At 56.3% G+C, this 14463-nt stretch carries 8 protein-coding genes and 3 tRNA genes; 6 read left to right on the top strand and 5 right to left on the bottom strand.

Annotated elements, in window-relative coordinates:
- Window positions 1-7: 7 nt before the first annotated feature.
- Window positions 8-1429, bottom strand: a complete 1422-nt coding sequence (gene leuC, locus MHX65_RS00105; protein WP_239267645.1) for a 3-isopropylmalate dehydratase large subunit — start codon at window positions 1427-1429, stop codon at window positions 8-10.
- A gap of 52 nt (window positions 1430-1481) precedes the next feature.
- Here leuC and MHX65_RS00110 point away from each other — a divergent pair, with 52 nt between their 5' ends.
- The 4 genes from MHX65_RS00110 (at window position 1482) to MHX65_RS00125 (ending at window position 7757) form a co-directional block, all read left to right on the top strand.
- A complete protein-coding gene (locus MHX65_RS00110; RefSeq protein ID WP_239267647.1) occupies window positions 1482-2165 on the top strand; it encodes an IclR family transcriptional regulator in 684 nt (227 codons plus the stop codon).
- 206 nt (window positions 2166-2371) lie between these two features.
- Complete coding sequence (locus MHX65_RS00115) at window positions 2372-2665, top strand: hypothetical protein (RefSeq protein WP_239267650.1); 294 nt, start codon at window positions 2372-2374, stop codon at window positions 2663-2665.
- Between the two features lie 233 nt (window positions 2666-2898).
- The gene (locus MHX65_RS00120) at window positions 2899-5571 is read left to right on the top strand and encodes a YhgE/Pip family protein (RefSeq protein ID WP_239267652.1); all 2673 of its coding nucleotides are present in this window, start codon (window positions 2899-2901) and stop codon (window positions 5569-5571) included.
- A complete protein-coding gene (locus MHX65_RS00125; RefSeq protein WP_239267654.1) occupies window positions 5568-7757 on the top strand; it encodes a YhgE/Pip domain-containing protein in 2190 nt (729 codons plus the stop codon). Before MHX65_RS00120 ends, MHX65_RS00125 begins: the two co-directional genes overlap by 4 nt.
- A gap of 331 nt (window positions 7758-8088) precedes the next feature.
- On the opposite strand, the gene MHX65_RS00130 is transcribed toward MHX65_RS00125, so the two are convergent.
- Window positions 8089-8161: transfer RNA gene (locus MHX65_RS00130), tRNA-Glu, on the bottom strand.
- Between the two features lie 352 nt (window positions 8162-8513).
- Here MHX65_RS00130 and MHX65_RS00135 point away from each other — a divergent pair.
- Window positions 8514-9728 carry an IS1249 family transposase gene (locus MHX65_RS00135; protein WP_239267656.1) on the top strand — a complete coding sequence of 405 codons (1215 nt, stop codon included), beginning with the start codon at window positions 8514-8516 and terminating at the stop codon, window positions 9726-9728.
- Between the two features lie 107 nt (window positions 9729-9835).
- On the opposite strand, the gene MHX65_RS00140 is transcribed toward MHX65_RS00135, so the two are convergent.
- From MHX65_RS00140 to gltX, 3 genes are all read right to left on the bottom strand, one after another.
- Window positions 9836-9908: transfer RNA gene (locus tag MHX65_RS00140), tRNA-Glu, on the bottom strand.
- 40 nt (window positions 9909-9948) lie between these two features.
- Window positions 9949-10020, bottom strand: a tRNA-Gln gene (locus tag MHX65_RS00145).
- 226 nt (window positions 10021-10246) lie between these two features.
- On the bottom strand, window positions 10247-11740 hold the full coding sequence (gltX, locus tag MHX65_RS00150; protein ID WP_239267982.1) for a glutamate--tRNA ligase: 1494 nt from the start codon (window positions 11738-11740) through the stop codon (window positions 10247-10249).
- A gap of 233 nt (window positions 11741-11973) precedes the next feature.
- Between gltX and MHX65_RS00155 the strand changes: the two genes are divergently transcribed.
- A complete protein-coding gene (locus MHX65_RS00155) occupies window positions 11974-14436 on the top strand; it encodes a choice-of-anchor M domain-containing protein (protein ID WP_239267658.1) in 2463 nt (820 codons plus the stop codon).
- Window positions 14437-14463: the final 27 nt, after the last annotated feature.

A 14463-nucleotide genomic window follows, 5' to 3' on the forward strand; every position in this document is an offset into this window, starting at 1 on the left:
CGCGTGCTTATTTCAGGTCAGCCGGGCTGGACAGGTATCCGGTGACGGCGGTAGCGGCAGCAACCTGTGGGGAAACGAGGTGGGTTCGCCCGCCAGGGCCCTGCCGGCCTTCAAAGTTGCGGTTGGACGTGGATGCTGAGCGCTCCCCTGGTTTCAGCTGGTCGGGGTTCATGCCCAAACACATGGAGCATCCCGCCGTGCGCCACTCTGCGCCGAAGTCTTGGAAAATCCGGTCAAGGCCTTCCTTTTCCGCATCGGCCTTGACCACCGCGGAGGAAGGAACCACGATCATGCGCGTAGTGGAATCGATGGTGCGGCCCTTGACCACCTCAGCGGCGGCGCGCAGGTCCTCGATGCGCGCATTGGTGCACGATCCCACGAAGACGGTGTCGATCTTGATGTCGCGCAGTGGGGTGCCTGGTTGCAGGTCCATGTACTCCAAGGCCTTTTTCACGGTGGCCTTGGAATTGTCATCGCCGAAGTCTTCTGGGTCCGGTACGGTTTCGCCCAGCGGCAGGCCTTGGCCCGGGTTCGTTCCCCAGGTGACAAATGGGGTCAGGGATGATCCATCGATTTCTACGACGCGATCGAACTCGGCGCCATCGTCAGTAGGCAGCGTCTTCCAGTAATCCACCGCTTTATCCCAGTCGGCGCCCTTTGGGGCGAACTCACGGCCCTTGACGTACTCAAACGTCGTTTCATCGGGTGCGACCATACCGGCACGCGCACCGGCCTCAATGGACATATTGCAGATGGTCATGCGGGCTTCCATGGACATCTTGCGGATGGCTTCACCGCGGTATTCGATGATGAATCCTTGGCCACCGCCGGTGCCAATCTTGGCGATGATGGCCAGAATAAGGTCCTTTGCGGAGACGCCTTCCTGCAATTCGCCGGTGACTTCGATGGCCATCGTCTTAAAGGGCTTCAAAGAAAGCGTCTGGGTGGCCATGACGTGCTCTACCTCTGAGGTACCAATGCCCATGGCGATGGAGCCGAATGCACCGTGGGTCGAGGTATGCGAATCGCCGCATACAATAGTCATGCCGGGCTGGGTAATGCCCAACTGTGGGCCAACGGTGTGCACGATGCCTTGTTGCTCATCACCCATTGAGTGCAACCGCACGCCAAATTCTTCGCAGTTCTTGCGCAGGGTAGAAACCTGGGTGCGCGATACCTCGTCTTTAATCTCTAAGAGGTTGCCGGATTTAATACCCTCCGTCGGCACGTTGTGGTCCTCGGTGGCCAGGTGCAGTTCCGGGTGCCGCATTGTGCGACCTTGCAGGCGCAGCCCATCGAAGGCCTGCGGGCTGGTAACTTCGTGCAAAAGTTGAAAGTCAATATAGATAAGGTCTGGTGCGCCCGCGTCGCCCTGCTGGACAACGTGGTCACGCCATACTTTTTCTGCCAAGGTCAGCTTCTGGTTCATAAACATCACTCCACACTTGAAATCTCATAATTTGGGACGTAGATTTCATTATATGGGAGAGTATAGCGCAGTTTCCGGCATTAAGGTACTAGATCGTGCAATGGCCATCATGATGGCCGCCGCAAACAACCCATCGACCCTTAATGAGTTATGTGAAACCACGGGACTACCTCGGGCAACGACACACAGGCTAGCCACTGCGTTAGAAGCGCACCGCATCCTCGTACGCACCCCTGAAGGAAAGTGGAAAGCCGGTCCTGCGCTCCCCGGCAACCGCGACCACATTTTAGAAGTCGCAGGCCCCATCATGGACCAACTCCTCGACCGCACCGGTGAGTCCATTCAGCTCTATGAATTCACGGGAACCACCCGCACCTGCATCGCCACCCGCGAGCCCACGTCAGGGCTACACAACGTGGTCCCAGTAGGCCGCCAGCTGCCGCTGACCTCCGGTTCTGCAGCCCGCATCATCGCAGGCTACGTAGACTTCCCCCTTGACGCCGCACAATTCAGTGCCGCCGATGTAGAAACCGCCCGCCGCCAGGGCTATGCAGAATCCATCGAAGAGCGCGAGGCCGGCTTGGCTTCCATTTCCGCTCCCGTCTTTGATTCTTCCGGCGTTTTCCGCGCAGCACTGTCTATCTCCGGTTCCGCTGAGCGCTTCCGCCCCTCGCCCGCCAAGAAGTACGCCCGCCTGCTAACCTCCGCCGCCCAAGAGCTTTCAGAGCTTCTCTAGCCTCACCAACGCCCTGGACCTCCCACCGGCCCAGGGCGTTGCTGCGTTTTACCTCCACATACCCCACCCCGCCGTAGCCTATTGAAAAAATATCGAAAATCTCCCGCACGCTATTGAAACCGAACTGAAAACATGATTTAATGAAAACAGAGTGAAAACGAGAAGGACACTCCTTGACCCCAAAGGCAAAGAAAGGATTCATGATTATGACTCACGCTACCCACACTGAACACGAGCACACCCACGGCGAAGGCTGCGGCCACGTTGCTTTCCCGCACGAGGATCACACCGACTTCGTGCACGATGGTCACATCCACCGCGAGCACGAGGGCCACTGGGACGAGTGCGAGACCAACGAGCACATTGAGGCTGAACCTCACAGCGACCACACCCATGGTGAGGGCTGCGGCCACGTTGCTGTCCCTCACGGCGACCACGTTGACTACATCCACGACGGTCACCGCCACGCCGCTCACGGCGATCACTACGACGAGCACTAAGCTGCGCCGGCACGCGCCCTGCAGCACCCTAGCGCCGCGATGTTCCACCGCTTTGATGCATGGAGTATCGCGGCGTTTTTCTGCGCATTAGCCCAGCGTGAATTAACCTTTTATTAACCCTAGCCACAATTGCGTACGTCGCACGGTGGCCAAGAGGCAATCAAGCTGTCAATTTCGCCGAATCTGCCTGCTTGACTATTAGTTAACACCGTTTCGGTGCTACGGTCTTTCGAGTGATTACTAGTTGGAAGCTTTTTCTCCAAGACTTCGTCCGCCTGTGGCGGACGCCGCAAGTCTGGGTGATTCTCATCGGTTTGATGATTACCCCTGCCTTATATTCTTGGGTCAATGTCTCCGGTTTCTGGGACCCCTATGGCAATACCGAACACCTCAAGGTAGCCGTGGTGAACGAGGACAAGGGTGCCTCGTCAGATCTCACCGGCGATATTGACGTCGGCGGGCAGATGATGGAAAAGCTGCACAACAATGACAGGCTCGGCTGGCAGTTTATGGACCGCGGCGAAGCTGAACACGCCGTAAAATCCGGCGACGTTTTTGCATCCATCATCGTGCCGGAGGATTTTTCTTCCGACTTTGTCAGCCTGTTCCAAGGCACCTATTCTCAGCCCACCTTGGAGTATCAGGTCAATGAAAAAATCAATGCCATTGCCCCCAAGGTCACTGACTCTGGTTCTTCTACCCTAGAAACCACGATTAGCGCGACCTTTAATGAAAACGTCGCGAAATCGGTTTCCACCGAGTTGAGAAACTCCGGCGGCGACCTCAGCGATAGGATCAATAGAACCGCGGGTGATACCGCGAATTCTTTCTCAGAGACCGCCGATACCGTGGCCAATTCGCGCAATTCCTTGGCGGATGTCAACACCACTATCGACGATGCTCGACCCACCATCGCACAGGCTCGTCAGTCCCTCGGCTCTGTGCAGGCCACGATTGATGACGCGCAGCAGGCCTTAAACCAGGTCACCTCCTTGACCGACGAGGTGCAAAAGGAAGTTACTTCCTTCGCCGACGATGCCACTGCCGCTTATATCCAAGGCACGACTGCGCTTGCCGATGGCACCGCAAACGCCAATGCCAATATCGGTTCTGTCACCGGGCGGTTAAACGGCGCTCTCAACCGCGTCGATGCCGCGACAGACGGCGCCCAAGGCATCCTCGGTCAGGCTGATAAAGCCATCGACCAATTAGCCGGAGTCGCTTCCCTGCCAGCCCTTCACCCAGAGGTATCGCAGCAGATCAACCAGTCGGTTTCTGATCTGCGTGACCGCAACGATCAAAACCGCGCGGTGCTAGGAGAGCTGGATTCCCTTAATAGCGATACTAATGCCACCCTTGATTCGCTGAATAAGACCTCGGAATTGCTCAATTCCATGGCATCCCAGGCCCGCGATGATTCCCACGGACTGCGCGATGACGTGGCCAACGGCTTACCTAAGCTCAATTCTGCGCTGTCTAATGTCTCCGCTACCGCTGGGCGGCTATCTGCCTCGCTCAACAGCCAAAAGGCTCTGGTTGGGCAAACGGACGGGCTTCTCGGGGGCGTCGACGAGCAGTTGACCCACGCCCAAGAAGTGGTAAAGCGCTTCTCGGTTGATCTGGATCGCGTTGAAGAAGGGCTTCGTTCCGCGCGCACCGATGTTATTGCCTTGAGCAACACGGCCAATAACAATACCGTGCTGAAGTCCGTCAACGGTCTTGATACGGACCACGTGTCTTCATTCCTTTCCTCGCCCGCAGAGATGGAAAGCCATGCAGTCTTCCCCGTCGCGCACTACGGCTCCGGCATGTCCTCGCTGTTTATCAACCTCACGCTGTGGATCGGTGCCTTTATGCTCCTAATCATTTTCCGTGCCGAGGTTGACCCACAGGGCCGCCGGGATCTGACCATCAATAAGGCGTACTTCTCGCGCTTCTTGCTCCTCGGCTTTTTCGCCATTGCCCAAGCGCTTATTGTTTCCATCGGTAACTTAGTCATCGGCGTTGAGCACGTCAGCGCCACCGCTTATATCCTTACCTCTGTATTTATCAGCCTGTGCTACCTCAGCATTACCTATGGCCTCGTCTCGACATTCGGTCACGTGGGCCGCGGCATAGCGGTGGTCTTGGCCTTTATTCAGATTCCCGGCGCATCAGGCCTGTACCCCATCGAAATGACGCCGGACTTCTTCCGCGCCGTCCACCCCTTCTTGCCCTTTACCTACGGCATCGATGCCATGCGCGAGACGGTAGGCGGGTTCTACGGCACCCATTACATCCGCGATATCGCCGCGCTGACCGGCATGGCAGTTGTCGCCTACCTCATGGGCACCTTCTTAAGGCGCGGGCTGTCCAACGTCACCATGCTGGTCAATGACGAGCTGGCCAAGGGCGGGCTCGTTATCAACGAGCAGGTCCACCTGATCGGCAGCCGCTACCGTTTTACCGACCTCCTGTATGCTTCCGCGGACCGCGAGGGATACCAAAAGAGCTTGGATACCAAGTGGATGACCGCCCGGAAGAATTATTCTCAGCTAATGAAGCTCACGATCGCCATCGGGATAGCCTTGGTGCTCGCACTCGTGATTTGCTCCCGGTTCATGCCGGAACAGAAAGCGATTCTTTTCGGCATTGCGTGCCTTGTGGCGCTGATTGCGGTCGCGGTCATTTGCTCGCTGGAATACGTGAAACAAAGCATCGCGCACGATAACCGCTTGGCGGATCTCAGCGATGAAGAAATTCAGCAGCACCTAGAACATCAACGCCAAAACCCCAATCAGTATCGGCTAGAAGATGTCCAGTCGGATAAACACCCCGAAATATCTTCTACCCCACAATCGCAGGGCGATACCACAGATAAGCCCGCCGACGACGGCGAAGAAACCGGAAAGGGAGATAAGTCATGAGCAATATTCTGACCATTCTCCGCGATGACCTCAAGGCCATCCGTGGCAACGTAATGACCGCCGTCATCATTTTCGGCCTCGCCATTATCCCGCTGCTTTTTACCACTTTTAACGTGCTGGCCAGCTGGGACCCTTTTGCCAATACCAAACAGCTCAAAATCGCCGTCGCCAGTGAGGACGAGGGCCACCAAAGCGACCTAGCTTCGCTCAAGCTTAACTTGGGAGATGAGGTTTTATCCCAGCTCAGCCGCAACGACGAAATCAATTGGGTTCTTACCAATAGCGATGATGCCGTAGAGGGCACCAAGTCCGGTGAGTACTACGCAGGCATCGTCTTGCCCAAGGATTTCAGCTCAAACCTCCTCACTTTCTACGTGGAAGGCACCGAGCCAAGCAAACTTAATCTCTATACCAATGAGAAGAAGAACGCGCTGTCGACCACGATTACCCAACGCAGCGCTACCGGTGTGATCGAGAAGATCGACGAGTCCTTTACCCGCGTTGTGTCCAATGTGGGTCTTGGCGTCATTTCCTCGTTGGACCAGTACCTTGATGAGGGCGATACCCAGGCCGCGCTCAACAACGTGCACAACCGAGTCAATACCGTACAGTCGCGCCTCGATGCAGCCTCTGGCACGGTCATGGCGCTGAGTAACCTGGTAGATTCCACCATTCCGCTCACCCAGGCGGCCAATAACATCCTGAATGAAGCGGGAAACCAGGCCTCCAGTACCACCAATGACAACGGCGAATCACCCATCGATATCTTAAAGTCCACGCTGGATGAGTCCACTGGTTCCTTGGATGCGTCCCTTGCCGCGACGACGCAGAGCTACGAGGTCCTATCCTCACAAATCGAGGAATTGCTGAACAATGCCAGCGCCACCTCCGCGCAGACCGCCCAAACCTTCCGCACTGCCGCGGACCGCGTGGGACAGCAGACCGCAGCCTTCCAAGGCGTGAAGGACAGCATCCAGAAAGAAGCCGATAAGGTCGATCTCCCAGGCCCGGTAGCGGCAGGCTATGCGGCCATGATGGGGCAGCTGGATGCCAGCATCGCCCAGAGCAATGCGCTGCACGATTCCTTGACCTCTACGGCCGATAACATCGAAAACGGCAGGAATTCCCAAGAGTCCAAGCAGCAAACGCAAGCTGCGATTGCCAGCGCCAAGCAGGCCGTCGAAAACGCCCGCAACTCCTATAACTCTAATCTGAAGCCACAGCTAGCGGCTCTGGGAGATAGTGTGGGTACGGTTGCCAACGATGTTGATGCGGTCAAACGCGATATCGCAGGCATCCGAAATACCATCTCTAATGACAACGATGCCCTCGTGCGGGTGCGCGATCTAACCGCAAGCCTATCCGGTACATTGCAGCAGCAGGCGAGCCGCTTTGGCGAGCTCAGCCAAAAGATCGATGAGATCCGCGACGGCGGTGACCTCAGCCAGCTCGCCGGTCTCATTGGCGATGATCCCGAGCTACTGGCCTCCCGAATCGCTTCGCCGGTCAACGTGGACCGCCAGCCCATCTACGATGTTGCTGCATTCGGTGTTGGTATGACGCCGTTCTACCTCACGCTTTCACTGTGGGTAGGTGCCCTGCTTGCCTGCGTGCTGGTGCACACCAACGCCGAACGCAAGTACTTGAAGAAGAACGAAGGCCTCGACAAGAAGGATCACTTCACCAGGAACCAAGTCTTCCTGGGCCGCTTCCTTACCTTTGGGCTCATCGGCATCGCTCAAGCCACCCTCGTCGTCCTCAGCCTGATTTTCTTCGTGGAGATCGAGCCCGAGCACCCATTCATGATGCTCTTTGCCTCGTGGATAATCTCACTGGTGTTTATGTTGATAATATATTCACTGGTTATCACATTCGATAGCGCGGGCAAGGCCCTCGCGGTTCTGCTTTTGGTCATCCAAGTCTCCGGTTCCGGCGGCGCCTATCCCCTGCCGCTTCTTCCAGAGTGGTTCCAAAATGTCAGCCCGTGGCTGCCGGCCACCTACGGCATCGACGCGTTCCGCAGCGCCATCGCCGGCATTTACGAGGCCGACATCCTCCGTGAGCTCGGCATGCTCCTTCTCTTCGCCATCCCGGCACTCATCCTCGGTCTGTTCTTGCGTCCCGCCATGGATAACTACCACAAGCGCCTCCAGAAGGCGATTAAGAAGACGAAGGTCATGGCATAGCCTTCCACCTACATTCAACGCCCAGTGCAGCCTGAGAGGCTCGCTGGGCGTTCTTTTTGCAGTGGCGGACCCATCCCCTCCCTTGGCGCTCACGGGCGCTGACCCGGCCCCAATTCCCGCTGACCCGGTGAGTGCGAAGGGATGGCTGCGGCTACAGCAGGCGCTTTCCGATGCCTTCTCGCCCACCGCACTCTCTCCAACGCAATGCTCCATGTGGCGCAGCGAGAGCCGTTTAAGCGCCGCTTAATCTACTTCTCAAGCCCTGGGAAACGCAGAAAGAAAATGGCAAAACAAAAGGCTGCGAGCGGTGGCGCTCGCAGCCTTTAAATTGTACCCCGTACGGGATTTGAACCCGTGTTACCGGCGTGAGAGGCCGGCGTCCTAGGCCGCTAGACGAACGGGGCTCGGTCGCGCGTAGCACGCAAATCAAAAGCGATGCTGCTTAAAGCTTGCTTGCTGCGGACTCGTTAAACAGTAAACGATGGGTAAACACATTACAAATCAGCAGATAGTAAGGGAATTCGTGCCAATAGATCCCCCGGGTTAAGACCCACTTAACCCCCGTTTAGACCGCAAGCGCACATACGAAAAATTGGCTTAAGGGACATTTTGTGTGGGATTTGAGGTGTCGATTCATTCCTTGAGCTGGGGCAAGGTGCGGATATTGAATTGGAATCAGTTCCAACCTGAGGTTTAGCCCTCAAATACGCCGGTCATTGCCCACCTGTGGTATTTGAACCTGCTACGGCAATTCTTATGACAGGTCGTAGGAATCGCCCAGCATGCGCGATCTGCGGAACAAGCATGCACAAGAACGGCACAACAACAGCAGGAACCCCACGCTGGCGTTGCCCCAACTGCAACGCTTCACAAACCGGCACCAGGGCCAACACCGCCAATATCCAGCACTTCAAAGTATTTTTAGACTGGGTCCTTACCGGCGAACCAGCAGAACGCATAGCACACCGCCTTCACGTCACCCGACGCACACTCACCCGGTGGTTTACCTTCTTCTGGTTCATCGTGGTGCCCTCACATACCGACAAGTTCCGCGTCTACGACCAGTTGTTTATCGACGGCACCTACTTTCACAACAAATGCCTGCTTGTTGCGTGCACCGCCGAACACCCCGTGGCCTGGCTATGGTGCACCGGGGAATCAAAATACAACTACGCCAGACTCCTGGACATGCTCGCACCACCGCTGATCGTCACGATCGATGGCTCTGGCGGTGCCCGCGCAGTCATTAAAAAGCACTGGCCAGATACTAAAATCCAGCGATGTCTCGTTCATGTTCAGCGCAATATCCTCACCGACATCTCACGTCATCCCCGCTATCCAGCGCATAAAGCACTGCGCACGTTCGCGTATCAGCTCACACATATCGAAACTCAGGATGAAGCACGCGAGTTCATCACCAGAGTCCACAAGGCCAGCGTGACATTCGGCCCCTGGTTGAAAGAGAAAACATACCGCAGCCAGGTAAAAGCCGCAGATATACCGCGGTGGGTCAAGCCGAGTCAAAAATTCTGGTTCACGCACCGTGGCGCTAGGCGAAGCTTCAACAGGCTCAATGAACTTATCAACGACGGAACGCTATTTACCTACCTGAATCCGCCTGAAGGCGTGACCTGCGACGTGAAGTCCACAACGAACCTGCTTGAAGGCGGAATCAACAAGCAGCTCAAAGACCTTGCCAGAGCCCATCGTGGAACCTTCGATGAGCATCAACGCATCATCATGGATTGGTGGCTCTATGTCCGCACGGAAAACCCAGTGCCGCCGCTACAGCTAGCTCTTGAGCAAGATTTCGGACGCAAAGGCGAAGAGAAGGCACAGGCGGCCTGGGCCGAAGAAGAAATCAAGCGCCGAGGCCATGCTGATGGTCGACCAGCCGCCTATGACACGGGAATCGATTCCGAATGGAATCCCAGCCTTGGAGTGCGCAAAGGCTGGGCTGGACGCGGATAAATCCCACACAAAATGTCTCTTACCACGACACGCCACAGATCCCACACATTTTGTCCCTTAAGCCAAAATTCCTCCAACCACTGTGGCTGGAGGAATCTTTTTATTTGTACCCCGTACGGGATTCGAACCCGTGTTACCGGCGTGAGAGGCCGGCGTCCTAGGCCTCTAGACGAACGGGGCATAGAACTAGTGAGCCTGCTTCAAAAAAGCGTTTTCACTGCTGGCCTACCAGGACTCGAACCTAGAATGGCGGTACCAGAAACCGCTGTGTTGCCAATTACACCATAGGCCATTTGCTCACTCGCTTGGAATCGCATCCTTATCGGCTGCGCTCCCTTGCTCGCTGCAACGTGTTATAACTATAATCATCGTTTCCCAATGCGCCAAATCGCCAGCGCAACTGGAATTTTTAGGCGTTTTTCTTGAGCTAAAATAAAGCGGCGGATGACATCTGTGTAGTTCGATATTCATCCGCCGCTTTAACGGGCTGCGCCCTCCACACTTCTGGTGGTGCCGATTTACTCCGCAGCTGGAACGTACGGAGTTACCTCGCGGGCAGCACGCAGGCGCGCCAAGGTGGACTCCTTACCCAGAAGCTCCATGGACTCAAAGAGCGGCGGCGACACCTGGGCGCCGGAAATGGCTACGCGCAGCGCGCCGTAGGCCTTGCGCGGCTTTAACTCTAGATCTTCAATGAGCGCCTTGGAGAGCGCGGCTTCAATAGCGTCGGTCTTCCACTCCTCTACCGCTTCAAGGGTGTCAATGCCCACCTCGAGCGGCTGGACGGCGTCGTCTTTCAGGTTCTTCTTGGCCGCCTTTTCATCCAAGGTGAGCTCAGCATCGGGGGTGATAAGGAAGCTGAGTAGCCCATAGGCATCGGCAAGCGTCTTAATGCGCGTTTGCACTAAGTCTGCGGCGAAGGCGAATTTCTCGCCATCATAATCGGCCGGGAAATCCGTGTACTCCGTCAGGTAATTGCGCAGGCGGAAGGCAAACTCTTGGGGCTCGAGCAGGCGAATGTGATCGGCATTGATGGCCTCGAGCTTCTTCTGGTCAAAGCGCGCGGGGTTGCCCAGAACATCGTTGACATCGAAGTTCTCAATCAGCTCGTCCATGCTGAAGATGTCCTGATCTGCAGACAGGGACCAACCCAACAGCGACAGGTAGTTGAGCATACCCTCCGGGATGATGCCGTTATCGCGGTGGTTGAAGAGGTTGGACTGCGGGTCGCGCTTGGACAGCTTCTTCTTCCCCTCACCCATCACGAAGGGAAGGTGGCCAAACTCCGGGGTAAATTCCGCGATGCCGATTTCCTTCAGCACGTCATACATGGCCAGCTGGCGCGGGGTGGACGAGAGCAGATCCTCACCGCGCAGCACGTGGGTAATGCGCATCAACGCGTCATCGACCGGGTTGACCAGGGTGTACAGCGGGGCGCCGTTGGAGCGCGCCACCACATAGTCAGGCTGCGTTTCGGATTTGAAGGACATCTCGCCGCGCACGAGGTCAGTCCAGGCCCAATCCTTGTCCGGCATGCGCAGGCGCCATACGGGCTTGCGACCTTCAGCCTCAAAAGCATCAATCTGTTCCTGCGTCAGGTCGCGGTCGTAGTTGTCATAGCCCAACTTGGGGTCGCGCCCTGCGGCCTTGTGCCGCTCTTCTACCTCCTCAGCGGTGGAGTAGGCGGGGTAGACATGTCCGGCATCGATAAGCTTATTGAGCACATCCTTATAAATGTCCATGCGCTGGGACTGCCGGTACGGTTCATGCGGGCCACCCACGTTGACACCTTCATCCCAGCCCAATCCGAGCCAGGTCAAGGAGTCAATGATGGCCTGATAGGACTCTTCCGAGTCACGGGCAGCATCGGTATCTTCGATACGGAATATCAACTTTCCGCCTGTGTGGCGGGCATAGGCCCAGTTAAACAGGGCCGTGCGCACCATGCCAACGTGCGGGGTACCGGTGGGAGAAGGGCAAAATCTAACGCGAACTTCAGTCATGGCCACCATCGTAGTGGAGTCACAGGACACAGTCCGCACCAGCCCAAACCAGCGCCTCACCCTACCACCCAAAAGTGCGCCCCCATGTACTTTATTACACGCAAAAAGGGGTAGATGATAACGGGTTTCATTATAAACACACAGGTAAACGGGAACAGTTTCCAAAAGATTATCCAGTATTGGGAATCATTTTCTATAGTTTCGAGGTGAACTACTGACAACTGCAGAAAGGTAACGCGCTGGTGGCTTCTCCTCGTATTCGCTTCATGGCCGCATTCAGCACGATCGCGCTGATTGCCCCGGCTACCGCCTACGCCGGCCCCGACGATGGCAAACACATCGCAACCCAAACCCACGTCGATTCCCCCAAGAGCTTTTGGGAAGGAGACAACTTCCTACTGCGATCCGAATTTTCCGGCCAAACTCCGCTTATCGATGACACCGTTGCCTGGATAGGCAAAGGCTATAACCGCGAAGACGAGGACGGTAAGCGCCGCCAGAACTTTATGTATTCCCTGCCAGAAAACGGCACGCAGGACTACATCGGTCCTACAGGCACCACCTACTACACGGCCCCGTACCAAGCCTCCGCCAATCAAGAACCCATCTGGATCGGTTTCGGCGCAGACACTGGGCTTCCCGTGAAAGATTTCCGCGATAACATCGCCTTCCTCGACCTCTTAAGCGTGGATGGCCCAGGCGACGTGGAGCTTTTTACCAACAAGGACGATAAAGACGGCGCCGAGCTCCATCGCATGCTGGGCTCCTTCCAAGACTCACCGCACTCTACATACCTCAATGCCGGTACCCATACCCATAACGCCACTCTCTTTACCAAGCCCGGCCGTTATCGATTGACCTATCGCACCACCGCTCGCACGGCGGATGGGCAGCTCGTGGCTAGTGAGCCGCAAACCACCAGCTACCAAGTGGGCGGGCAAAAGCCAAAGGATGACAAGACCCCAAGCCTCAAGGAACGCTTCGATAGCTCCTCCTCCGGCGATGCCGCCGCTGCTGGTTACAGCCTGAGCATGGACAAAAAGCAGAACCCGGAAAAGGACGGTGACGATAAGCTCACCACCATTTCCTTCGATGCGGAAAATAAGGCATCCGGCACGCTTACGCTGCTTATCGATGGCTACTTCCTCACCGATCTGCCTGTCGCCGACGGCCACGCCGAGTGGGATGAGTACATGGGCCCAGACTCGTCTAATATCCAGGCGGTATTTACCCCAGAAGGCGATGCGCCGCGCTGGATCTCGCAGCAGGTGGAATTTACCCCAGGCTCTTCTGTCCACACCGACTCTTCTGATGCCGCAGAGGCATGGGAAGAAGCCGAAAATCCGCGCCAGCTGGCCCCCACCGAAGAGGTAACGCTGCAAGAAACCGGCTATACGGTGCGGATGCGCAAACAGGGCGAAGAAGGAACCAAAATCATCATCGACATGGAGGACAATAACTTCAGCGGCGTGATGACTGGTGGTCTCTATGACGACAAGAACGACGCGGAACCCACGGCACCAGTGGAAGCCCCAATTACCAACGGGCACGGAGAGGCAACTTTTACCAATGGCGAACTCTTTAAGAACACGATTGCCAAAGTAAACGTCTTCCCTCACTCCACTGTCAAGGCAGGACATGGCAGCACGGTGCTAGCTGAGCCCTTTGAATTCGGCGAAAACTACGAAGCGACAGGCGAGCTTTCTACCAGCGCGGATGACAACGCCGCTACCCCAGGCGAAAAACCTGGGTCCGGCGATTCACCCGCACCCGGCGATACGCCTGCACCATCTCAACCGTCACAGGACGAGGAAGCTCAGCGCTGCAGCGAAAAGCAGGTACTTGACCGCGGGCACGTCGATATCAAGGCACTGCCTACTGACGATGGTTTCCGCACCGTCCTACGCGATGACACAGGACAAATTGATAAGAACTCGGTAGACCGCTCGTTGGATGACGTCGTACTTGGCGTGCACAAAAACGCGCTTACTCCCCGCTCCCGACAGCTGGGTGATAAGGAGTTCGATTTCCTTGGCAACATCGGTGACCGTTTCTACCACCTGCCGCAGACGCAGAACCAAGCCATCATCTGGCCGGGGTATAACACCGAAAAATTGGATTACTCCAAGATGAAAGATGGCCAAGTCAATTTGAACCTCAAGCCCAAGCACACGCCAGAGGGCGCTGAGTGGGGCGTATATATCGATAAAACCAGGGGCGTTGGATATGACATCCTTGCCAATTCCGCCGAAGACGATCACACGATCGAGACCACCTTCGCATCGCATAGGCATACCCACTGGGCTTTTACTAAGCCGGGCATCTACACGTTTGAGGCAACCTATACGGCAACTACTACCGACGGCAAAGAACTTGCATCCAAGCCACAGACGTTGACCTTTGCCATTGGTGATGACGCGGTGAAGTCCTGTTCTACGGCTGCGCCATCCGATGCCCCATCGGAAAAGCCTTCCGAGACGCCGTCCGAAAAGCCTTCGGACTCGGCAAAGCCATCTAAGCCCTCGAAACCGTCTAAGCCTTCGAAGCCGTCCGAGCCATCTAAGCCGTCTACTCCTGCGGGGCCATCGTTTAATCCTTGGGCTCTGGTCTTGCCTGCGGTTCTTGGCATCACCTTCAAGGCCTTCTACAACTTCTTCCGCGACAACCAAGATCTCATTCGTGAGCGCTTTGGCTGGCGCATCTAACTACTAATCCACAGCTAATGGGAACCC

The sequence above is a fragment of the Corynebacterium sp. ACRPS genome, assembly GCF_022346005.1.
Taxonomy (GTDB): Bacteria; Actinomycetota; Actinomycetes; order Mycobacteriales; family Mycobacteriaceae; genus Corynebacterium.

Excerpts from the sequence above, each read along its gene's own strand:
- leuC (WP_239267645.1), bottom strand. The coding sequence starts at position 1,429 with ATGAACCAGAAGCTGACCTTGGCAGAAAAAGTATGGCGTGACCACGTT.
- MHX65_RS00110 (WP_239267647.1), top strand. The coding sequence starts at position 1,482 with ATGGGAGAGTATAGCGCAGTTTCCGGCATTAAGGTACTAGATCGTGCA.
- MHX65_RS00115 (WP_239267650.1), top strand. The coding sequence starts at position 2,372 with ATGACTCACGCTACCCACACTGAACACGAGCACACCCACGGCGAAGGC.
- MHX65_RS00125 (WP_239267654.1), top strand. The coding sequence starts at position 5,568 with ATGAGCAATATTCTGACCATTCTCCGCGATGACCTCAAGGCCATCCGT.
- MHX65_RS00135 (WP_239267656.1), top strand. The coding sequence starts at position 8,514 with ATGACAGGTCGTAGGAATCGCCCAGCATGCGCGATCTGCGGAACAAGC.
- gltX (WP_239267982.1), bottom strand. The coding sequence starts at position 11,740 with ATGGTGGCCATGACTGAAGTTCGCGTTAGATTTTGCCCTTCTCCCACC.